At 61.0% G+C, this 21,543-nt stretch carries 14 protein-coding genes; 8 read left to right on the top strand and 6 right to left on the bottom strand.

Going from position 1 to position 21,543, the window contains the following annotated elements:
* The 4 genes from SOP95_RS01860 to SOP95_RS01875 form a co-directional block, all read left to right on the top strand.
* The coding region (locus SOP95_RS01860) for a hypothetical protein (protein WP_323605743.1) at positions 1–201 on the top strand (201 nt) is incomplete at its 5' end.
* A gap of 351 nt (positions 202–552) precedes the next feature.
* Entirely contained in the window at positions 553–1,353 is an 801-nt protein-coding gene (locus SOP95_RS01865; protein WP_274077317.1) for an endonuclease/exonuclease/phosphatase family protein, read from the top strand.
* A gap of 229 nt (positions 1,354–1,582) precedes the next feature.
* On the top strand, positions 1,583–4,297 hold the full coding sequence (locus SOP95_RS01870) for an autotransporter outer membrane beta-barrel domain-containing protein (protein WP_323605747.1): 2,715 nt from the start codon (positions 1,583–1,585) through the stop codon (positions 4,295–4,297).
* 310 nt (positions 4,298–4,607) lie between these two features.
* A complete protein-coding gene (locus tag SOP95_RS01875) occupies positions 4,608–5,675 on the top strand; it encodes an autotransporter outer membrane beta-barrel domain-containing protein (RefSeq protein ID WP_323605749.1) in 1,068 nt (355 codons plus the stop codon).
* Positions 5,676–5,754: 79 nt separating this feature from the next.
* Here SOP95_RS01875 and glgB read toward each other — a convergent pair whose 3' ends face one another.
* The 3 genes from glgB to SOP95_RS01890 all read right to left on the bottom strand — a co-directional run bounded on the left by glgB (position 5,755) and on the right by SOP95_RS01890 (position 13,473).
* Positions 5,755–7,989, bottom strand: a complete 2,235-nt coding sequence (glgB, locus tag SOP95_RS01880; protein WP_323605751.1) for a 1,4-alpha-glucan branching protein GlgB — start codon at positions 7,987–7,989, stop codon at positions 5,755–5,757.
* 2 nt (positions 7,990–7,991) lie between these two features.
* Entirely contained in the window at positions 7,992–11,333 is a 3,342-nt protein-coding gene (gene treS, locus SOP95_RS01885; RefSeq protein WP_323605753.1) for a maltose alpha-D-glucosyltransferase, read from the bottom strand.
* A gap of 142 nt (positions 11,334–11,475) precedes the next feature.
* Entirely contained in the window at positions 11,476–13,473 is a 1,998-nt protein-coding gene (locus SOP95_RS01890) for an alpha-1,4-glucan--maltose-1-phosphate maltosyltransferase (RefSeq protein ID WP_274077322.1), read from the bottom strand.
* A gap of 219 nt (positions 13,474–13,692) precedes the next feature.
* Here SOP95_RS01890 and SOP95_RS01895 point away from each other — a divergent pair, with 219 nt between their 5' ends.
* On the top strand, positions 13,693–13,860 hold the full coding sequence (locus tag SOP95_RS01895; protein ID WP_274077323.1) for a hypothetical protein: 168 nt from the start codon (positions 13,693–13,695) through the stop codon (positions 13,858–13,860).
* A gap of 543 nt (positions 13,861–14,403) precedes the next feature.
* Here the strand turns inward: SOP95_RS01895 and SOP95_RS01900 are convergent.
* Positions 14,404–14,907 carry an MgtC/SapB family protein gene (locus SOP95_RS01900; RefSeq protein ID WP_274077324.1) on the bottom strand — a complete coding sequence of 168 codons (504 nt, stop codon included), beginning with the start codon at positions 14,905–14,907 and terminating at the stop codon, positions 14,404–14,406.
* Between the two features lie 125 nt (positions 14,908–15,032).
* On the opposite strand from SOP95_RS01900, the gene SOP95_RS01905 reads away from it, so the two are divergent.
* The 3 genes from SOP95_RS01905 to mapR all read left to right on the top strand — a co-directional run bounded on the left by SOP95_RS01905 (position 15,033) and on the right by mapR (position 18,446).
* Complete coding sequence (locus tag SOP95_RS01905) at positions 15,033–15,266, top strand: DUF3203 family protein (RefSeq protein ID WP_274077325.1); 234 nt, start codon at positions 15,033–15,035, stop codon at positions 15,264–15,266.
* A gap of 195 nt (positions 15,267–15,461) precedes the next feature.
* A complete protein-coding gene (gene ccoG / locus SOP95_RS01910; RefSeq protein ID WP_323605756.1) occupies positions 15,462–16,892 on the top strand; it encodes a cytochrome c oxidase accessory protein CcoG in 1,431 nt (476 codons plus the stop codon).
* A gap of 144 nt (positions 16,893–17,036) precedes the next feature.
* Positions 17,037–18,446, top strand: a complete 1,410-nt coding sequence (gene mapR, locus SOP95_RS01915; protein WP_323605758.1) for a GntR family transcriptional regulator MpaR — start codon at positions 17,037–17,039, stop codon at positions 18,444–18,446.
* A gap of 62 nt (positions 18,447–18,508) precedes the next feature.
* On the opposite strand, the gene SOP95_RS01920 is transcribed toward mapR, so the two are convergent.
* A complete protein-coding gene (locus tag SOP95_RS01920; protein ID WP_274077328.1) occupies positions 18,509–19,255 on the bottom strand; it encodes an SDR family oxidoreductase in 747 nt (248 codons plus the stop codon).
* A 92-nt stretch (positions 19,256–19,347) separates the two neighbouring features.
* Positions 19,348–21,429, bottom strand: a complete 2,082-nt coding sequence (locus SOP95_RS01925) for a putative bifunctional diguanylate cyclase/phosphodiesterase (protein ID WP_323605760.1) — start codon at positions 21,427–21,429, stop codon at positions 19,348–19,350.
* Between the last annotated feature and the right edge of the window lie 114 nt (positions 21,430–21,543).

Genomic DNA, 21,543 nt, shown 5'->3' on the forward strand with positions numbered 1-21,543 from the left:
GATTTTGAACTGAACGGAATACTTGCCCATTGGAACACCCCAAAAGTCAGGATCGGTGTCCAACTTTTGGGGGGCAGTTCAAACTGTAGGAGCTGGCTTGCCAGCGAAGGCGGCCTGACAGCCGAGCAATCTCCTGCAGATATACGCCGATCAAACTGTAGGAGCTGGCTTGCCAGCGAAGGCGGCCTGACAGCCGAGTAATCTCCTGCAGATATACGCCGATCAAACTGTAGGAGCTGGCTTGCCAGCGAAGGCGGCCTGACAGCCGAGTAATCCCCTGCAGATGTACGCCGATCAAACTGTAGGAGCTGGCTTGCCAGCGAAGGCGGCCTGACAGCCGACCTCTTATGTGTTGACCGAAAAAAATCTGGACAACACCGTCACTCAGACAGTGTGCGTCATCGTTGACGACCATCGCTGGCAAGCCAGCTCCTACAGTTTGATCGGGGATAGCCGCGAAAACCAAGGAAATAGATAAGTACGCAAAAGAGCTGAACTGCACGCTGCCAGATCAGTCGCATACATAAGCAACCCGGATTCAGAGGAGTGAAAGTGAGCAGCGACTCTAATCGCCAGACCCTTGGCTCAATACCGTTGGACAACCCCCCGGTCATCCATCGACTGCGCGTGCTGACGGTCAACACCCACAAGGGATTTACCGCACTCAACCGGCGCTTCATCCTCCCGGAGTTGCGCGATGCGGTACGCAGCACCTCAGCCGACCTGGTGTTCCTGCAGGAAGTCGTCGGTGAACATGAGCGCCATTCCTCGCGCTACAACAACTGGCCGCAAATGTCGCAGTACGAGTTCCTGGCCGACAGCATGTGGAGCGACTTCGCCTACGGACGCAATGCGGTCTACCCCGACGGTCACCACGGCAATGCGCTGCTGTCCAAATACCCGATCCGCGAATACCGCAACCTCGACGTTTCCATTACCGGGCCCGAACGCCGTGGCCTGCTGCATTGCGTGCTGGACGTGCCGGGTCACGCCGAGGTCCATGCGATCTGCGTGCACCTGAGCCTGCTGGAGAGTCATCGCCAGTTGCAGCTGCAGTTGCTCTGCCAATTGCTCGAATCCTTGCCCGATGAGGCGCCCGTGATCATCGCCGGCGACTTCAACGATTGGCAGTTGCAGGGCAACGCCGCCCTCTCCCGTCGCGACTACTTGCACGAAGCCTTCGAACGCCACCATGGCCGTCCTGCAAAGACCTACCCAGCCCGATTCCCGTTGCTGCGCCTGGACCGGATCTACCTGCGCAACGCCAGCAGCCATGAGCCGAAGATCCTCAGCCACAAGCCCTGGACGCACCTGTCAGATCACCTGCCATTGGCGGTCGAAGTACATCTGTGATGCGTCTGATCTGATCTCTACCTGTCATTTGTGACAGTAGATACCCCAAAAAACACCTGCTACGGTGCTCCCGTCCGTTTCGAACGAATCGTGCGGACAGGCCCCGTAGCCGTCGTTGCCCGAAAGGTTTTGCCTTCCTGATGATGTCTCGCAACTCGCGCTGCCGATGCACTTGATGCCTTGCCCTGCTGGCAAGACACAGGGTGCCGATTCTTACGCGGAGACGAGCATGAAGCTTTGCAAAGAACTGCCCAACTACCGTTACAGCGCCTGTGCCATTTCCATCTGGCTCTGCATGGGCTGGTCACTGCCCGCTAACGCGGCTTGTAACCTCACCCCCTCCCCCGGCAACGACAACTTCGTCTGCGACAGCGGCAACAGCGGGCCGCTGACTGACCTTGCCGGTAACAACAGCCTGAGTTTTCCCGCCAATGGCAGCGGCTCGATCACAGGTAATGTGACCTTCGGCGCCGGCAACGACACCCTGGGCATGAATTCCGGCGTCATCACCGGGATCGTCAATCAGGGCGACGGTAGCGACACGTTCAACATCAGTGCCGGCCAGGTCACCGGGGCGGTGAACCAGGGTAATGGCGTCGATACCTTTGTCATGAGCGGCGGGACCCTCCAGTCGCTGGCCCAGGGCGACAGTCGCGACTTTTTCGAGATGAGCGCAGGCACCATCACGGGCGCCTTCGAAGACGGCGACACCGCCAGGATGACCGGCGGCAGCATCGGCCGGGTCGACATGAAGCTCGATAACAATCTGTTCGACATGTCTGGCGGGCAGATCCTCGGCAATCTGGTCACCGGGTTCGGGACTGACACCATCATCGTTTCCGGTGGACGGATTGGCGGCAACATCAGTGTCAGCGGTGGCAACGACAGCATTACGGTGACCGGCGGCGAAATCGTCGGCGAGATCCGTACCAGCGTGGGCGATGACACATTGACCTGGGAAGGCGGCGGGATCATCCGCTCGGCGATCCTGATGGGAGATGGCAATGACCAGGCAACCCTGCGCAATCTCAATGACACCATCCTGGCCCAGACGCCGACCATAGATGGAGGCAACGGCAGCGACCTGCTGACCTTCGATAACACCACGTCCAGCGGCGCTGCGCGTTACACCAACTGGGAAACCGTCAACCTGGACAAAGGCTCGCGGTTCGACTTCGACGGCAACTTCGTCCTGGGTGACAGCGACACTGGCAGCGGCGTGTTCAACATCGACAGTAGCAGTGTCGTGACTTCGACCCAGGGCAGCCTCACCCCGTTTACCGCAGGTCAGCGTGCGACGCTGAACAACGCCGGGGTCATCGACCTGAGCAGCGGCAATAGCCGCACCAGCGACACCCTGACGGTACAGGGCAACTATGCGGGCAACGGCGGCCAGTTGTGGGTACAAAGCGTCCTGGGCGATGACAGTTCCCCCAGTGACAAACTGGTGGTCAAAGACGGCACCTTGACCGGCACCACCTCGATTACCGTCAACAACCTGGGTGGCACGGGTGCGGCAACCCTGCAAAACGGCATTCAGGTTGTCCAGGCCCAGGGAACGGCCATCAGCGACAGTGGCGCCTTTACGCTAAAAACCCCGTTATCGGCCGGCGCTTTCGATTACCAACTGTTCAAGGGCGGCGTCACCGCTGGCAGCGAAAACAGTTGGTTCCTGCGCTCATCCGTAGTGGCCGCGCCAGTGGTCGAGGTGCCGAATCCGAACCCCGCCTTGCCACCGATTCTGGTTCCACCGCTTGTGGTGCCCAACCCGGATCCTGCCTTGCCACCGATCCTGGTAGCACCGGTCGCAGTGCCCAACCCGGATCCCACCTTGCCACCGATTCTGGTTGCACCGGTCTCGGTGCCTAACCCCAATCCTGCCTTGCCACCGATTCCGGTACCCCCGGACGCGGCGCCGCTCGCGACGCCGGTAGCGGCCGTCGGCTCGCCGCCATTGCCGGTCCCTGAACCCGGTGCAGCGCCCATTCCCCTGTACCGTCAGGAAGTCCCGGTCTGGTCCGTATTGCCACCGGCGGCCGCGCAGCTGGCCCTGACGGCGCTCGGCACCTTCCATGATCGACAGGGTGACCAACGACTGCTCAACGAAACCGGTGCCTTTGGTGCGGGCTGGGGTCGGGCCTACGGGAAAAACTTCGACCAGACCTGGGCCGGTACCGTCACGCCACGGCTCGACGGCTCGCTGAACGGGTTCCAGGTGGGCAACGATCTGTTCGCTTCGCAAACGTCCACCGGGCAAACCCAGCGCACTGGTTTTTTCGTCGGTCACAGTCGCTTGCAGGGTGATGTCGACGGTTTCAACCAGGGTTTCCATGACCAGCGCGCCGGCAAGGTCGAGTTGCAAGGCGACAGCCTCGGGCTCTACTGGACCCTGATCGACCCCAAGGGCTGGTATGTCGATACCGTGGCCATGTATAGCTGGCTCAACGGCGACAGCCACTCCGACCGTGGCCTGAAAATCGACAACGACGGCCACGCCACGACCCTCTCGGTCGAGGCCGGCTACCCCTTTGCAGTGGCAGACAATTGGGTGCTCGAACCTCAGGCACAGGTCATCCATCAGCAGGTTAAGCTGAAGAGTCAGGACGACGGTATTTCCAGGGTGTCGTTCGATTCCGACCCGGCCTGGACCGGCCGCCTCGGCGCCCGGCTCAAGGGGAGCTACGAAGTTGCCGGCCTGCCGCTGGAACCTTACCTGCGCGCCAACCTGTGGCACACAATGTCGGGAACGGACACCGTGACATTCGGCGACAGCACCGAGATCAAGACCGAACAACGCACCTCATCGGCCGATCTGGGCATCGGTGCCATCCTCACCCTTGCGCCCGCTGTGAGCCTGTATGCCAATGCCGATTACAGCAGCAATATCGACAGCAACCCACTGCGTGGAATGAGCGGTAACGTGGGAGTCAGGGTGAGTTGGTAAGCCTCGAAAACGGCTCTAGCTCGCGAGTTTTTTGACGTTTCAACCAATAAACAAGAACTTAGGGAGGCGTCGTAAATCAGTCACTTATATGATCTGAAATACCCCTACCATTTATCGGCCATTTTCTTGACGCAATGGCAGGGGTCTTCTTGACTTCACGGTACTACCCCGGAATCACCATCAGGACCAACCGCCGCCACCCGTGAAAACGGGCAGGCGTCGGCTTGCCCTAATTCCTTCGGTCGCCCCTCACTCGGGGTAGGAGAGACGCCAGAGCGAGATACCGCATGCGATTGCAAGGTAGACCTCCATGAAGACTTCATTCACCTCACAAGAGATCCGCGTCAGTATTTGCACCGTTTCCAGTACCCTGCTGTTGTGTTCGTCGATGGAAGTGCAAGCCTCCCCCGCCGAGGAAGAAACGACCCCCTGGTATCGCCAGGATATCCCCGTGCTCACCTTGCCCGCACTCGCCAGCTCCTATCCCGGCCATTTCAGCCCGATTGCCGATACCCGAAGTTCCAGCCTGACCGTCGAAGACGCCGCGCCCGGTGCCTGGGATCAACTCTATGGCCAGGCCTCGCGCCAGGCACAAACCGATGCCCTGGCCCAGGGTTTTTCCATCCCCGGCTCCGGCGAACATAAAAGCCCGGCCCTTGTGACCCTGCGAAGCAATAGCGGTCATACACAACGGGTCGGCCTGATCGGCGGGACTGCAGAGTTCCACGGCACCGGCAACGGCTTGATGACCAATCGCGCGCAATCGGACCCGCGCAACGACACCCTCAACCTGCAGGGGCAGAGCCTCGGCGCCTACTACAGCCTGACCGGCCCACAGGGCTGGCACGTCGATCTGTCGGCCAGCGGTGGTCGGGTCAACGGTTACAGCCGCAATGAACAAGGCGCCCGACAAATTACCGAAGGTAGCGCGGTGACGCTCTCGGTCGAAGGCGGGTTCCCGATCGGCATCAGTGAGAACTGGGTGGTCGAACCCCAGGCGCAATTGATCAATCAGCGCATCACCCTGGATACGCCCTATGCCGGTTCCGGCAACGCCTCCTCCAGCGACCTCTCCTCGTGGAGCGGCCGGGTCGGTGCCAAGTTGAAAGGTAGCTACGACATCAACGGCCTGCCCATTGAACCCTATGTGCGCACCAACTTGTGGCACACGGTGTACACCGGCAATACCGTTTCCCTCGACCAGGTCGACAAGATCAGCAGCAGCCGCAACTCCTCGACGGTCGAACTGGGCTTGGGTCTGGTCGCCAGAATGACACCCACCGTGAGCCTGTACGTCAGCGCCGACTACAGCAGTGATGTGGATGACAATGATTTGAACGGGCTGATTGGCAGCCTCGGGGTAAGGATGCGTTGGTGAGGGAAACTGCCGGTACTCAGCAGTTCCCAACGCAGGCGCTTCGCGGGCACGTCGTATCGCCCGCGAAGACGGCGCCTGATCAGCCTTGCGGGCGCAACATCAACACCGCCAACGGCGGCAGATTCAACGCCAGTGACAATGCCTGCCCATGGCTCGGTGTTGCCTCGGCCGTTGCCCCGCCACTGTTGCCATAGTTGGACCCGGCATAGATCGACGAATCGCTGTTGAACACCTCGCTCCACTGCCCGGCAAACGGCACGCCGACGCGATAGGCCTCGCGCGGTACCGGCGTGAAGTTGGCCACCACCAGGATCGGCTGGCCGTCCTTGCTCCAGCGCATCCAGGCGTAGACGCTGTTGATCGCATCGTCGCCGATCAGCCACTGGAAGCCCTGCGGTACGTCGTCCTGCTCGTGCAGCGCCGGCTCTTCGCGATACAGCCGGTTGAGGTCGCTCACCAGCTTCTGCACGCCTTTGTGCTCGGAGTACTGCAACAGATACCAATCAAGCTGCTGGTCGTGGTTCCACTCGCGCCATTGGCCGAACTCGCAGCCCATGAACAGCAGTTTCTTGCCCGGATGAGTCCACATGAAGCTCAGGTAGGCCCGCAGGTTGGCGAATTTCTGCCAGCGGTCGCCGGGCATCTTGTCGATCAGCGAGTGCTTGCCGTGCACCACTTCATCGTGGGAGATCGGCAGGATGAAACGCTCCGACCAGGCGTACACCAGGCCAAAGCTCAGTTCGTTGTGGTGATGGGCGCGGTACACCGGATCTTGCTGGATGTAATGCAGCGAATCGTGCATCCAGCCCATGTTCCACTTGTAGGCAAAACCCAGACCGCCCTGTTGCGTGCTCTGGCTGACACCCGGCCAGGCCGTGGACTCTTCGGCGATCACCAGCGCCCCGGGGGCTTCAAGCGCCACGACGTCGTTGAGGTGACGCAGGAAGTCGATGGCCTCGAGATTCTCTCGGCCGCCATGGCGATTAGGCACCCACTCGCCGGCCTTGCGCGAGTAGTCGCGGTACAGCATCGACGCCACCGCATCGACCCGCAGGCCATCGACGTGGAAATGCTTGAGCCAGTGCAACGCCGACGCCAGCATGTAGCCGTGCACTTCGGTGCGGCCGAGGTTGTAGATCAGGGTGTCCCAGTCCTGGTGAAAACCTTCCTGGGGGTTGCCGTATTCGTACAGCGCGGTGCCGTCGAACTGGGCCAGGCCATGGGTGTCGGTGGGGAAATGCGCCGGCACCCAGTCGAGGATCACGCCGATGCCCGCCAGGTGGCAGGCATTGACGAAGGCGGCGAATTCGTCGCCGGTGCCGTAGCGGGCGCTGGTGGCGAATTGCGAAAGCAATTGATAGCCCCAGGAACCGCCGAACGGGTGCTCCATGATCGGCATCAGCTCGATGTGGGTGAAGCCCAGTTCTTTCACGTACGGAATCAGGCGCTCGCCCAGCTCCGGCCAGGTGTACTGGCGGGCGACTTCGCCCAGGTCATCCAGCTCGCATTGCCAGGAACCGGCGTGCAGTTCGTAGATCGACAACGGCGCCGTCGGTCGTTGACGCTCGCCGCGGGACGCCATCCAGTCCTGATCCTGCCAGTCGATCTTCAACGGCGGGGCGACTTTCGAGGCGGTGTCCGGTGGCAGGCTGGTCGCCAGCGCCATGGGATCGGCCTTGAGGGGCAGGATCCCGTCCTTGCCGAGAATTTCGTATTTGTAGGCCTCCCCTGCTTGCAGGCGTGGAATGAACAGCTCCCAGACACCGGTGGGGTGGCGCAGGCGCATCGGATGACGACGACCGTCCCAGCCGTTGAAGTCCCCCACCACCGACACCCTCCTGGCGTTCGGTGCCCACACGGCGAAGCGCACGCCATCGACGCCATCCACGGTCTTCAACTGGGCGCCCAGGGCGCTGCTCAGATCGCGGTGGTTGCCTTCGGCGAACAAATACAAATCCATCTCGCCGAGCAACGGGCCAAAACTGTAGGGGTCTTCGGCAATCTGCTCGCCACCGGCCCAGCGGGTTCGCAACAGATACGGCTGTGCCCGTTGGAAATGACCGGCGAACAGCCCGGGGGTCTGTGTCGCTTCAAGGTTGCCCAGTTCTTCCCCGGAATCCCTGGCCACCACCTGCACGCTCAAGGCACCCGGCAGATAGGCCCGGATGAATTGTCCGCCGGCGCCATCGCCGTGGGGACCGAGAATGGCAAAGGGATCGCGATGCTCGGCGCGCACCAGCGCATCGATATCCCGCGCTTTGGGTAGCAGCGCTTCACTGTGATGATGACCCGTTTCCTTGTTCGAGAAACTCATGACTACTCTCCACCAAGATCGGAAAAGGGTTTAAGCCCACTCAATAATCCATATAAACCGTGCAACGGCACGGGCAGCCAACCGGGGCGATTTTCCGCCTCGTAGGCCACTTCATAAGCCGCCTTCTCCAGACCGAACAATGCCAAAGCGGCATCTTCGCCTTCAGGATCTTGCCACGCATGGCCAAGCGTAGCTGCCGCCAGCCGATAAGCGTGGATAAATGCCTGTTTTGCCTCACTCAAATAACGATCGCCGACTCGCTGGCGAGCTGCCTGGGCCTGGTCGGTGTTATCAACGTTGTGCACATTGATGGTCATGGCCGCCGCGTAGTCGAAGGAACGCAACACGCCGCTGACATCCTTGTACGGGCTGTGCTTGCCTCGACGCTCCGGCAGCGGACGTGCCGGTTCGCCTTCGAAGTCGATCAGGTACGCATCGCCCTTGATCACCAGCACCTGGCCCAGGTGCAAGTCGCCATGCACACGGATCCGCAGGCCACCCGCCGTCTTTTTCGCCAGCTCCTGGACATGGCCGAGTATGGCCTTTTTATGGTCCAGTAAACGGCTGACCAGGGTTTTGTCCGCCGGGTTCAGTTCATTTTGATGCTGCTTGAGCAACTTCAACGCATGCTCGATTTGTGCCACCACATCCTTGCCCGTCGCCAGCGCATCCTTTTGCGTGGTGATGTACGGATCAAAGTCGGGGTTGTCGCTCGACGCCGCCAGCACCTGATGCATTTCACCCAGGCGCTGGCCGAGCATGGCAGCGAAATCCTTCAATTCGCCAAGGGCGTTGTAGTGCTGCTCCTGCTCGGACATGGCATCGGCGAGCTCGTCGCGCAACGCCCGCTCCAGGTTGTTCTGGGTCCATTCCCAGGCATCGCCCTGGTTGCTCAGGTAGCCCTGGGCGATCATCAGCAGGTTGTCTTCGCCCGCTGCATCCCGACGCACCACCGAGCCCAGCAGAGGCGAGATATTGGCGAAGCCGGCAGCGGTCAGGTACGCGCTCATTTCCAGTTCCGGGTGCACGCCGGATGCGACCTTGCGAATCAGCTTCAACACCAGGCTATTGCCGACCACCACCGAACTGTTGGATTGCTCGGCGGACAGGTAACGCACATCCGACTCCGCCGTCAGGCCCAGTTTGGCAAGCTGCGCAGTGGGTTCGAAACGGATCTCGCCGCCGTCCGACGGTAGCACCCTGTTGTCGTGCATGCCTTGCAGCACCGTGCGGATAAAGTTTTCCAGACTGAAGGCATCCGTGATCAGACCGACCTGCGGGCCTCGGCGCACGCGCGACAGAGCCAGTTGCTGGGGTAATGCGGCGCCCACCTGGTCTTCGGTAATGAAGCCGAACGGCAGTTGATAGCGGCTGGTCACGCCTGCGCTGGTGACTTCGATTTCACTCAACAACACCGGGTGCTGCGCATCGCCGAAACGCACGCCGTAGGCCAGGTTGACCTGTTCGATGGCCGCGTCCTTGCCGGCGAACCAGCGGCGGTTCTGCAGCCAGTTCGGCAGGATGGCCTGCTCCAGGGTGGAGCGCGATGGTGCTTCGAGCAGCTCTTCCATGCGTTTTTTCAGCACCAGGGTGGTGAAATCCGGCAGGCTTTGCGCCGGTTCCACGTGCCAACTCGGCATCTGGTTCTCCGCGGCGAGGCCGAACCAGTAGAAACCGTAAGGCGCCAGGGTCAGGAGGAAACTCAACTGGCCAATGGGCGGGAACGCGTTACCGCCGAGCATCTCCACCGGCACCATGCCAACGTACGCCGACAGGTCCAGCTCCACGGCTTGGGCGCTGCGCGAAACGTTGGCCACGCACAGGATGACTTCGTGCTTGCCGTCCGGCCCGGTGTATTCACGGGTGTAGGCCAGCACCCGGCGATTGCTCGGCGAAAGCATCTTCAAGGTGCCGCGGCCGAAGGCTTTGGACTGCTTGCGTACCGTCAGCATGCGCCGGGTCCAGTTCAACAGCGAATGCGGATCACCGGCCTGGGTTTCGACATTGACCGACAGGTAGCCGTACTGCGGGTCCATGATCGGCGGCAGCACCAGGCTGGCGGGATCGGCACGGGAGAACCCGCCGTTGCGGTCGATGGACCACTGCATCGGCGTGCGCACGCCGTCGCGATCGCCGAGGTAGATGTTGTCGCCCATGCCGATCTCGTCACCGTAGTACAAGGTCGGCGTGCCGGGCATCGACAGCAACAGGCTGTTGAGCAGCTCCACGCGCCGGCGATCACGCTCCATCAGCGGCGCCAGGCGCCGGCGAATCCCCAGGTTGATCCGCGCGCGACGGTCGGCCGCGTAGTAATTCCACAGATAGTCCCGTTCCCTGTCGGTGACCATCTCCAAAGTCAGCTCATCATGGTTGCGCAGGAAAATCGCCCATTGGCAATTGGCCGGGATCTCCGGGGTCTGGCGCAAGATATCGGTGATCGGAAAACGGTCTTCCTGGGCCAGCGCCATGTACATGCGCGGCATCAGCGGGAAGTGGAACGCCATGTGGCATTCGTCGCCGTTCAGCCCGGACTTATCGGTGTCGCCGAAATACAGCTGAGTGTCTTCCGGCCATTGGTTAGCCTCGGCCAGCAACATGCGGTCCGGATAATTCGCGTCGATTTCAGCGCGGATCTGCTTGAGCACGTCGTGGGTTTCGGGCAGGTTCTCGTTGTTGGTGCCGTCGCGCTCGATCAGGTACGGGATCGCGTCGAGGCGCAGACCGTCGATGCCCATGTCGAGCCAGTAGCGCATCACCGACAGCACGGCTTTCATGACCTGCGGGTTGTCGAAATTCAGGTCCGGCTGGTGCGAGTAGAAGCGGTGCCAGAAGTATTGGCCGGCCACCGGGTCCCAGGTCCAGTTGGATTTTTCGGTGTCGAGAAAAATGATGCGGGTGCCGTCGTATTTTTGGTCGTCATCGGACCAGACGTAGAAGTCCCGGGCTGCCGAGCCCTTTTTCGCCTTGCGGGCGCGCTGGAACCACGCATGCTGATCCGAAGTGTGGTTGATGACCAGTTCGGTGATCACCCGCAAACCACGCTTGTGCGCCTCGGCAATGAAGCGCTTGGCGTCGGCCATGGTGCCGTAGTCGCTGTGGACGCCCCGGTACTCGGCGATGTCATAACCGTCGTCGCGGCGTGGCGAGGGGTAGAACGGCAACAGCCAGATGGTATTGACGCCGAGGTCGGCAATGTAGTCGAGTTTGGCGATCAGACCGGGAAAATCGCCGATTCCGTCGTTATTGGAGTCGAAATAGGATTTGACGTGAACTTGATAGATGACCGCGTCCTTGTACCAGAGCGGATCCTTGATGAAAGTGGCTGCCTTGGGTTTCTTCGCCATTTGAAACTCCTGTTGAATTCGAATTAACCACTACCCCTGTAGGAGCCGGCTTGCTGGCGATAGCGGTGCGGCAGGCACCATCCAGTTGTCAGATGCACCGCCATCGCCAGCAAGCCGGCTCCTACAGGTGTCGGTGGTGTATCTAAGAGGTAGTAATCCGCCAGATCCCGAACGGCTGATACGCCGGGTCCAGGCGCATGAACTGGTACTTGCCGTGCCAGGTCCAGCGATGGCCGCTCATCAAGTCCTCACCCTGGGTGCTGGCGTCATCGGGCAAACCCATTTCCCACAGCGGCAACTCGAAATTCGCCTCTTGCGGGTTATGAGGGTCGAGGTTGACCGCCACCAGAATGAAATTGCTGCCATCGGCACTGCGCTTGCCGAAGTACAAAATGTTGTCATTCCAGGCGTTATAGACCTTCAGGCCCAGATGAGTTTGCAGTGCCGGGTTTTGCCGGCGAATGCGGTTGAGCTGGGCGATCTCGGCGATGATGTTGCCGGGGGCATTGAAGTCCCTGGGGCGGATCTCGTACTTCTCGGAGTCGAGGTATTCCTCCTTGCCCGGTACCGGCGCCGACTCGCACAGCTCGAACCCCGAATACATGCCCCACAGCCCCGAACCCATGGTCGCCAGCGCTGCGCGTATCAGAAAACCGGGACGCCCGGATTCGTGCAGGAACGCCGGGTTGATGTCCGGGGTATTGACGAAGAAATTCGGCCGGTAGCATTCGCGCCACGGCGATTCATTGAGTTCGGTGAAATAGGTCGCCAGCTCGGCCTTGGTGTTGCGCCAGGTGAAGTAGGTATAGCTCTGGGAGTAACCGACCTTGCCCAGCCGCGCCATCATCGCCGGGGTGGTAAAGGCTTCTGCGAGGAAAATCACCTCCGGGTACAACGCGCGAACGTCGGCGATCAGCCATTGCCAGAACGGCAGCGGCTTGGTGTGCGGGTTGTCGACGCGAAAGATCTTCACGCCCTCCTGCACCCACCCTACGACGATGTCGCGCAGCTCGACCCACAGGCTGGGGATCGCCTCGACGGCATAGAAGTCGACGTTGACGATGTCCTGGTATTTTTTCGGCGGGTTCTCGGCGTATTTGATCGTGCCGTCGGGCCGCCAGTTGAACCAGCCCGGGTGCTGCTTGAGCCATGGATGGTCCTGGGAGCACTGGATGGCAAAATCGAGGGCGATCTCCAGGCCGTAGTCCGCAGCCGCCGCCACCAGGCGCCGGAAGTCTTCGCGGGTGCCCAGCTGCGAATGAATCGCCTCGTGCCCGCCCTCCTCACTGCCAATGGCATAGGGGCTGCCTGGATCGTCCGGCCCGGCCGTCAATGAGTTGTTTGGCCCCTTGCGATAACTGCGGCCGATCGGGTGGATCGGCGGGAAATACAGCACGTCAAAGCCCATGTCCTGGATCATCGGCAGCCGTGCATGCACATCGTTGAAGGTGCCGTGGCGCTTGGGATCGTCGGTGATCGAGCGCGGGAACAGTTCGTACCAGCTGGCGAATTGCGCAAGCTGGCGCTCGACGTCCACCGGGTACTCCGGGCTGAGGCTCAGGTAGGCACGATGATCGGCCTGTGCCATCAACTGCGCGCTGCGCTGGTGCAGGAACAACGCCACCTGCTCGGTTTCGAGCAGGCCCGACAGTTCATGGTGCAATGCCGCGAGGTCTTCGCTGAGTTGCCCTTCGGCGCGCTCGGCTGCTTGCTGGACATGCAGGCGGCCTTCCTGCAGCTCAAGGCTGACGGGTACCAAGGCGGCATGCTTTTTTTCCAGTTCGTAGCGAAAGCTGGCGAACTGGTCGATCCAGGCTTCGATGCAGAACACATAACGGCCCTGGCTCTCGACCCGAAATTGGCCTTGCCAGCCGTTGTTGCCCAGGTCGGCCATGACCTCGCTTTGCCAGACCTCATCGCCCTCGGCCCGCCAGCGCACCCGCACGGCCAGCTTGTCGTGACCGTCGGCGAACACCTTGCTGGTCACCACCACGTCCTGGCCGACCACGGCCTTGACCGCAAACTGCCCGCCTTCGAGGGTCGGCAGGGTATTTTCAATCACGATTCGCGGCAGTAACAGTGCCTGTGAAAGCGGCATGTGCGGGTTGTAGCTCAGTTCATTCGGTTTTTCAGCAGTCATCGAGCATCACTCCTTTACGCCCCATGGACGCTCTTGTGTCTGGTGTCTGATGTCTGGTTTTCATCCCGCCGGGCACTTCACCCTGGAATGAACTCACTTAGGTTCCGAGCGCCGGCCGCCGGTAAAAGTTCAGCAGGATCTGCCGGGAATCAAATCCTCCACGCAGTGGTCAACCAACTTAAGCACGACTCACGCCATGTGCCACTGGAGAGATGAACAATGAACAATCCATTCCCGGCCGAAACCCCCGATCCGAACATCGATAACCCGGTGATTCCACCCAGCGATCCGCAGCCTGTACCCGAACAGGATCCGCCTGGCAGCAACCCGCCACCCAGGGAAGAGCCACCAACGACCATGCCACCGGTGATTGTTAACCCTGAATGAAGACAGTTGATCGTTCCCCTGGCGTGCTGGGGGAATGATTGCGGGAAGAAACCGAAGGACGTTTCCTACGGGTGCGTAGTACCGGTCCTGAAATGGTTTTTTTGTGCAGGTATGGCGGCTCATTTGCGCTTATCGAGCGACATACTGACGACGCCACCCACCTTGAGTACGGCCAGCCATGAGCATGATCTTTTTTACCGTCGGCACATTCACAGATCGAGCAAGCGCAGAGGAAAACGCGCTTATCCGTGAACCCTCGGTCGACGGCTGGTCTCTCTTTGAAAATCTTCAGTTACGAATTTCTTTGGTTCCATACCGAGCGGAGTCTGCTAGAGGACGGTAGAAGCTCGATACTCAAAGAGCTCGACAATCATCTTCTCCTTGGTGAGTTCGACTATAGCCAGCATGAGCTCCCCCCGAAAACGAGCCCTGCACCTGCACCTGCACCTGTAGGAGCGAGCTTGCTCGCGATGGTCGTCAACGATAACGCGCAGTGCCTGGATGAACGCGGTGGCTGAACGTTTTTCGCGAGCAAGCTCGCTCCTACATTGGGTCTTTGTCTTTATCGATCAGCTTCACGATCCTCGGCATCACGCCAAGAATCAGCAGCGCCAACAACGTACTGAGCACCGCCGTCGCTTCCCGCCCCAACCCGGCGGATACGCCAATGGCGGCGGTCATCCACAGTCCGGCGGCGGTGGTCAGGCCTTTGACGTGGCCTTCGTCGCCTTCCTGGTTTTTCAGGATGGTGCCGGCGCCGAGGAAGCCGATCCCGGCGATCACGCCTTGCACCACCCGGCTCATGGCGTCGGCCTGGGAGCCGGACATCTGCGGTACCAGCACGAACAACGCCGCACCCAGCGCCACCAGCATGTGCGTGCGCACCCCGGCGGCCTTGCCCTTGTGCTCGCGCTCGAACCCGAGGATGCCGCCCAGCACCGCCGCCATCAGCAGGCGCACGGTGATGCGGGTCAATTGCGAGGCATCGCCGATGTCGGCGAACTCCGCTTGCAGGGTCACCCAGACTTCATGCCACCAGGCGTTCATTGGCGCATTCCCTTTTGAAAAAGTGATGGAGGATGGACCACATCAACCATTAATCAGTTGCACAGAACGATGCTCGCCGCCGATAGCCTAATGCTGCATCAGTCGTAAAAAACAAGGATCACGTCATGACCGTACGCATCGAGAACGAGACCTGCTTCTTTATCACCGAAAACGGCGAGGAAATTCGCTTGTGCCCCGATGTGACCATCATCACCGATAGCGCCAAAGCAATGTCGGCAGTCGACCTCGAAGGCCAGCGCATCTACATCACCGAAGCAGAAGCCGACGCTTTGACCGTAGCAGGTGCGGTGGACGGTCGCCGGCATTTGAAGGCCACCGACAGTGATTCGGTGATTTGACTGACCTGGATCAACAAGGCCTGCAAGCGTGGGATATAGCCGCCCACGCCCCGCCGCGACAGGTGCTTCAACTTGTCGCAAGCCGGGCTGCCGCGAGCATCTGATCCGGTTTTTAATGCAATACCTGAGTCTGTTATGCAAACAGATCGCCGCTCATAGTGCTCCTGCCTGATGGAGGCTGATGAGCGAAAGACCATGAGCGATAGAATCCCCGTCCGAACCGTAGAAAGCGCCCCCTTAGTACAGACTTTCGAGCCTTCGCGACCAAAGATGAAGGCCAAGTCCAGCGACAACCTGATCCACACCCGCAGCTTCACCGGTCTGTTCCGAACCCTGCGCATCAGCGGCGCGGGTGTTCTGTTCCTGCTGTTCTTCGGCACCGTTTGGCTGAACTGGGGCGGTCGCCAGGCGGTGCTCTGGGACCTCTCCGAAAGCAAATTCCACATCTTTGGCGCGACCTTCTGGCCGCAGGATTTCATCCTGCTCTCGGCACTGCTGATCATTGCCGCGTTCGGCCTGTTCGCGATCACCGTGTTCGCCGGCCGGGTCTGGTGCGGCTACACCTGCCCGCAAAGCTCCTGGACCTGGATCTTCATGTGGTGCGAGAAAATCACCGAAGGCGAACGCAACCAGCGCATCAAGCTGCAAGCGGCGCCCTGGGGGCTGAACAAATTCCTGCGCCGCTCGGCCAAGCACAGCTTGTGGCTGGCGATCAGCCTGCTCACCGGCTTGACCTTCGTCGGCTATTTCACGCCGATCCGTCCGCTGGCCGAAGAACTGCTGACCCTGCAGATGGGCGGCGTCAGCCTGTTCTGGGTGCTGTTCTTTACCGGCGCCACCTACATCAATGCCGGCTGGCTGCGTGAAGCGGTGTGCATGCACATGTGTCCGTACGCGCGATTCCAGAGCGTGATGTTCGACAAGGACACCCTGACCATTTCCTACGACGTGGCCCGTGGCGAGAACCGTGGCCCGCGCAAGCGCGAGGTCAAGCCGGCCGAGGTCGGCCTGGGTGACTGCATCGATTGCCAGCTGTGCGTGCAGGTGTGCCCGACCGGCATCGACATTCGTGACGGCTTGCAGATGGAATGCATCGGTTGCGCCGCGTGCATCGATGCCTGCGATTCGATCATGGACAGGATGGGCTACGAGCGCGGGCTGATCAGCTATACCTCGGAGCATCAGTTGCAGGGCGGCAAGACTCACCTGTTGCGGCCACGGTTGATCGGTTACACCGCCGTGCTGCTGGTGATGATCGTTGCACTGGTCATCGCGCTGATGGAGCGGCCGATGGTGTCGCTGGACGTGAGCAAGGACCGCGGCCTGTTTCGCGAGAACAGTCAGGGGCAGATCGAGAACATCTACAGCCTCAAGGTCATCAACAAGACCCAGCAACGCCAGGACTACCACCTGGCCCTGGTCGACGGCGAGGGCTTCCAGTTGCAGGGCAGGACCGAGCTGAGCCTGGCACCGGGCGAGATTGTCGATGTGCCGGTGTCGGTGGCGATGACCACGGAACGGCCAGGCAGCAGCTCGCAGGGCATCAGCTTCAAGGTCGTCGACAGCGATGAGCCAAGCGTCTACAGCGTGGCCAAGAGCCGGTTTGTTGCGCCGATGAACCGTTAAGGCTTTAGACTGCGGTGCGCCATTCGCGAGCAAGTCGAATCGTCGCACCGCCGCTCCCACATGAACGATGCAATACCTGTAGGAGCTGGCTTGCCAGCGAAAAAGTCACCTCGGTTTCTTGAATGACACCAATCCAGGCTAACGATGAAACGCTACGAAAAATTCGCCGATGAAATCGCTGAACTGATCCGCACCGGCGTCCTCGGGCCCGGTCAGCGCGTGCCGTCGGTGCGCTACGCCAGCCAGACCTACGGGGTCAGCCCCTCGACCGTGTTCCAGGCCTATTACCTGCTCGAACGGCGCGGCCTGATCCGCGCCCGCCCGCGCTCCGGCTACTTCGTCAACGCCCATGCGCCACGGCCGTTTTCCGAGCCGGAGATCAGCAGCCAGGTCAATGAATCCACCGAAGTCGACGTCAGCGAACTGGTGTTCTCGGTCCTCGACTCGATCAAGGACCCGAACACCGTCGCCTTCGGTTCGGCGTTCCCCAGCCCGACCCTGTTTCCACTGCAGCGGCTGTCGCGCTCGCTGGCCAGCGCCAGCCGCGACATGGACCCGCGCATGGTGGTCACCGACATGTCGCCGGGCAACCCGCAACTGCGCCGGCAGATTGCCCTGCGCTACATGGTCGGCGGCCTGATGCTGCCCATGGAAGAGTTGCTGATTACCAACGGCGCCCTGGAAGCGCTGAACCTGTGCCTGCAAGCCGTGACGCAACCCGGCGACCTGGTGGCCATCGAAGCCCCGGCGTTCTACGCCTGCCTGCAAGTGCTGGAGCGCTTGAAACTCAAGGCCGTGGAAATCCCCGTGCATCCGCGCGACGGCATCGACCTCGGCGTGCTGGCGCAAACCCTGGAACGCCATCCGATCAAGGCCTGCTGGTGCATGACCAGCTTCCAGAACCCGATGGGCGCGACCATGCCCGAAGCGAAAAAACGCGAACTGGTGGAATTGCTGCGCGTTCATCAAGTGCCGTTGATCGAGGACGATGTCTACGCCGAACTCTATTACGGCCAACAGGCGCCCAAACCGGCCAAGGCTTTCGATACCGAAGGCCTGGTGATGCATTGCGGCTCTTTTGCCAAGAGCCTGGCCCCGGGTTACCGCATCGGCTGGGTCGCCGCCGGACGTTATGCGCAGAAGATCGAACGGCTGAAACTCATGACCTCGCTCTGTGCCTCGATGCCGGCCCAGGCCGCGATTGCCGATTACCTGCAACACGGCGGTTATGACCGCCATTTGCGCAGGTTGCGTTACGCCCTGGAGGAGCAGCAAAGCGCCATGCTGTCAGCCATTGCCCGCTATTTCCCGGCGCAGACCCGTGTCAGCCAGCCGGCTGGAGGATACTTCCTCTGGTTGGAACTGCCCGAGCAGATGGATTCGTTGAAGTTGTTCCAGATGGCGTTGGCGCAAGGGATCAGCATTGCACCGGGGCCGATTTTTTCGCCGACCCAGCGCTTCAGGAATTGTATTCGGTTGAACTATGGCAGCCCATGGGATGAGGCTGCGGAGAAGGCGATGGAGACGTTGGGGCGGATAGTCAGATCATTTTAAAAGCAAAGATCGCAGCCTGCGGCAGCTCCTACGGGCAGGCTGCGATCTTTTGATCTTGATCTTTACCGGCCACCACCCAAATCGACAAAGGTCCCCGTCGCATAGGACGCCTTGTCCGACAGCAACCACACAATCGCCTCCGCCACTTCGTCCGGGCGCCCGCCACGGGCCATGGGAATCGCCGACTCCAGCTTGCTGACCCGATCCGGATCGCCGCTCAGCGCATGGAAATCGGTGTAGATGTAGCCCGGTCGCACCGCGTTGACCCGAATCCCCTCACCCGCCACTTCCTTGGACAAACCGATGGTGAAGGTGTCGAGCGCCCCCTTGGAGGCTGCGTAGTCGACGTACTCGTTGGGTGCGCCCAGACGCGAGGCCACCGAGGATACGTTGACGATGCTGCCGCCCTGCCCGCCGTGCTTGGGCGACATGCGCAGGATGGCGTGCTTGGCGCAGAGTACGGGCGCCAGCACATTGGTCTTGAGGATCTTGAGGATGCGGAATTCGGACATCTCGTCGACCCGGGATTTTTGCCCGACGGTGCCGGCGTTGTTCACCAGCGCCGTGACCCGGCCCAGCTCGCTGTCCACCCGGTTGAACAAGGCGATGACTTCGTCTTCGATGCTGACGTCGGCGCGCACCGCGATGGCTTGGGCGCCCAAAGCGCGGACCTGGTCCAGCACCGTTTGCGCGGCCTGCTCATCGGCCTGGTAGTTGATGCAGATCCGATAGCCTTGTTTGGCAGCCAACAGCGCCGTAGCGGCACCGATGCCGCGACTCCCGCCGGTGATGACGATGACTTTTTCCATGCAAACTTTCCCCCTTTCAACCCTATGCAGTCGGGGGGAAGAATAACCGCCATTGGCGGATTTTGCATGAAACCCTCATCGGTCCGGCCGGATCAAGCCAAGGCCAACTGCTCGGCGCGGTGGATTTCTTTCATGAAGCGTTCGGCTGGCAACGGGTGCCCCAGCAGATAACCCTGCAACGAATCGCAACCGAGCTGGGTCAGGAAGTCCTGCTGCGAGCCCGTTTCCACGCCTTCGGCGACGATCCGCAAGCCCAGTGCCTGGCCGAGGGCGACGATGGCCGATACGATCGCGGCGTCATCGCTGTCACGCTCCAGGTCGCGTACAAAACCGCGGTCAATCTTCAGCTCGTTGGCCGGCAGGCGCTTGAGGTACATCAAGCTCGAGTAACCGGTACCAAAATCATCGATGGACAGGTCAACGCCCATGTCCGACAGCTCCTGCAACACCGTCATGCTCGCATCGGCATCGCTCATGGCCGTGGTTTCAGTGATTTCCAGAGTCAGGCTGTTGGCTGGCAAACGGTGCGTGGCCAGCGCCTTGGCGACGCTCTGCACCAGGCCCACATGGCAGAACTGCAAGGCCGAGAGGTTCACCGCGATGCGCCAGTCGGTGTAGCCCAGCACATACCATTCGCGCATCTGGCGGCAGGCTTCGTTGAGCACCCACTCACCGATAGGAATGATCAGCCCGGTCTTCTCCGCCAGTTCGATGAATTTGTCCGGCAACAGCATGCCCTGGGTCGGGTGCTCCCAGCGCAACAACGCTTCGGCGCCCACCGGGCGGCCGTTGTTGGCATCGAACTTGGGCTGGTAGTGCAGGCTGAACTCTTTCTGCTCCACGGCATTGCGCAGGTCCTGGAGCAATTGCAGCTGCTTGCGCGCGTTGCTGTTCATCGAGGCATCGAAAAAGCTGTAGCCGTTCTTGCCCGTGCCCTTGGCGTGATACATCGCCGCATCGGCGTTCATCAGCAATTCGTGAGCGGTCTGGCCATTGCCCGGATACAGCGCGATGCCGACGCTGGCGGAGATCTGCAAATCATGATCGGCCACCCGGAACGAACGGCCGATCAGGCTGACCTGGCGGGCCGCGAGGTTCATCGCGTCGTCGGGCTCGCTCAATTGCACCAGCAGCACGAACTCATCGCCGCCGATGCGCGCCAGGGTGTCCTGGCCACGCAGATCCTCGCGCAGGCGCAGGCTGACTTCGCGCAGCAACTGGTCACCCATGTGGTGGCCGAAGGCGTCATTGACCGGTTTGAAGCCATCGAGATCGATGAACATCAACGCCAGACATCCCCCCTCGGTGTCGACCCTGGACATGCCCTGATCGATGCGATCGGCCAGCAACACGCGATTGGGCAGGCCGGTCAGCGTGTCGTGCAGGGCCAGTTGGGTCAGTTCGCGATTGGCCTCGGTCAACGACTGGGCAAGGTTGGCGGTCCGGGCTTCCAGGCGCGCATCGAGGATCGAGGTCAGCAAGGCGATGCACAATACCGCCAGGGTGGTGATCAGGACCAGGTTATCGAGGCCATTGCCTCGCAGGCCATTGACGGCTGCGCCGCAAAAACTGCCCTCAGGGAATTGCGCGGCGGCCATGCCGGTGTAGTGCATGCCGACGATGGCAATGCCCATGATCACCGCCGCGCCACCACGGATCAGGCGCACATAAGGTGTGTGCTGGCGCAGGCGGAACGCAATCCAGAGTGCAGCGCCCGAGGCGCCAACCGCTATGCACAGCGACGCGCCGAACAGCGTCGGGTCGTAATCGATGCCCGGCTGCATGCGCATGGCCGCCATGCCGGTGTAATGCATGGCACTGATCCCGGCACCCATGACCAGCGCACCGAACGCCAGCTGCCAGGCCGGCAACCGCGCCTGGCTGACCAGCCACAGGGCGAAACCGCAGGACAGGATGCCGATCAGCAGTGACAGCAAGGTGATGGGAAGGTCGTATCCCAGGTCGATGGGCAACTTGAACGCAAGCATGCCGATGAAATGCATCGACCACACCCCGACGCCCATGGCAAACGCCCCGCCCGCCGTCCACCAATGCACCGCCCGGCCCTTGGCCGTGGCAATGCGCCCGGTCAGGTCCAGTGCGGTGTAAGAGGCGAGGATGGCCACACAAAGCGAAATGATTACCAGCGTTGGGGAATAACTACCGATGAGCATGAAGATGTCTCGTTATCACCCCCGTACTGCTTCCGTTCTCGGAGGTATAAATCCGGCGATTGTACTGATTCCAAATGAGAACGCACTCACAAAATGAGCAAAAGGCCAGCAAGG

Origin of the sequence: Pseudomonas sp. YuFO8, assembly GCF_035065025.1 — a bacterium.
Taxonomy (GTDB): Bacteria; Pseudomonadota; Gammaproteobacteria; order Pseudomonadales; family Pseudomonadaceae; genus Aquipseudomonas; species Aquipseudomonas putida_AE.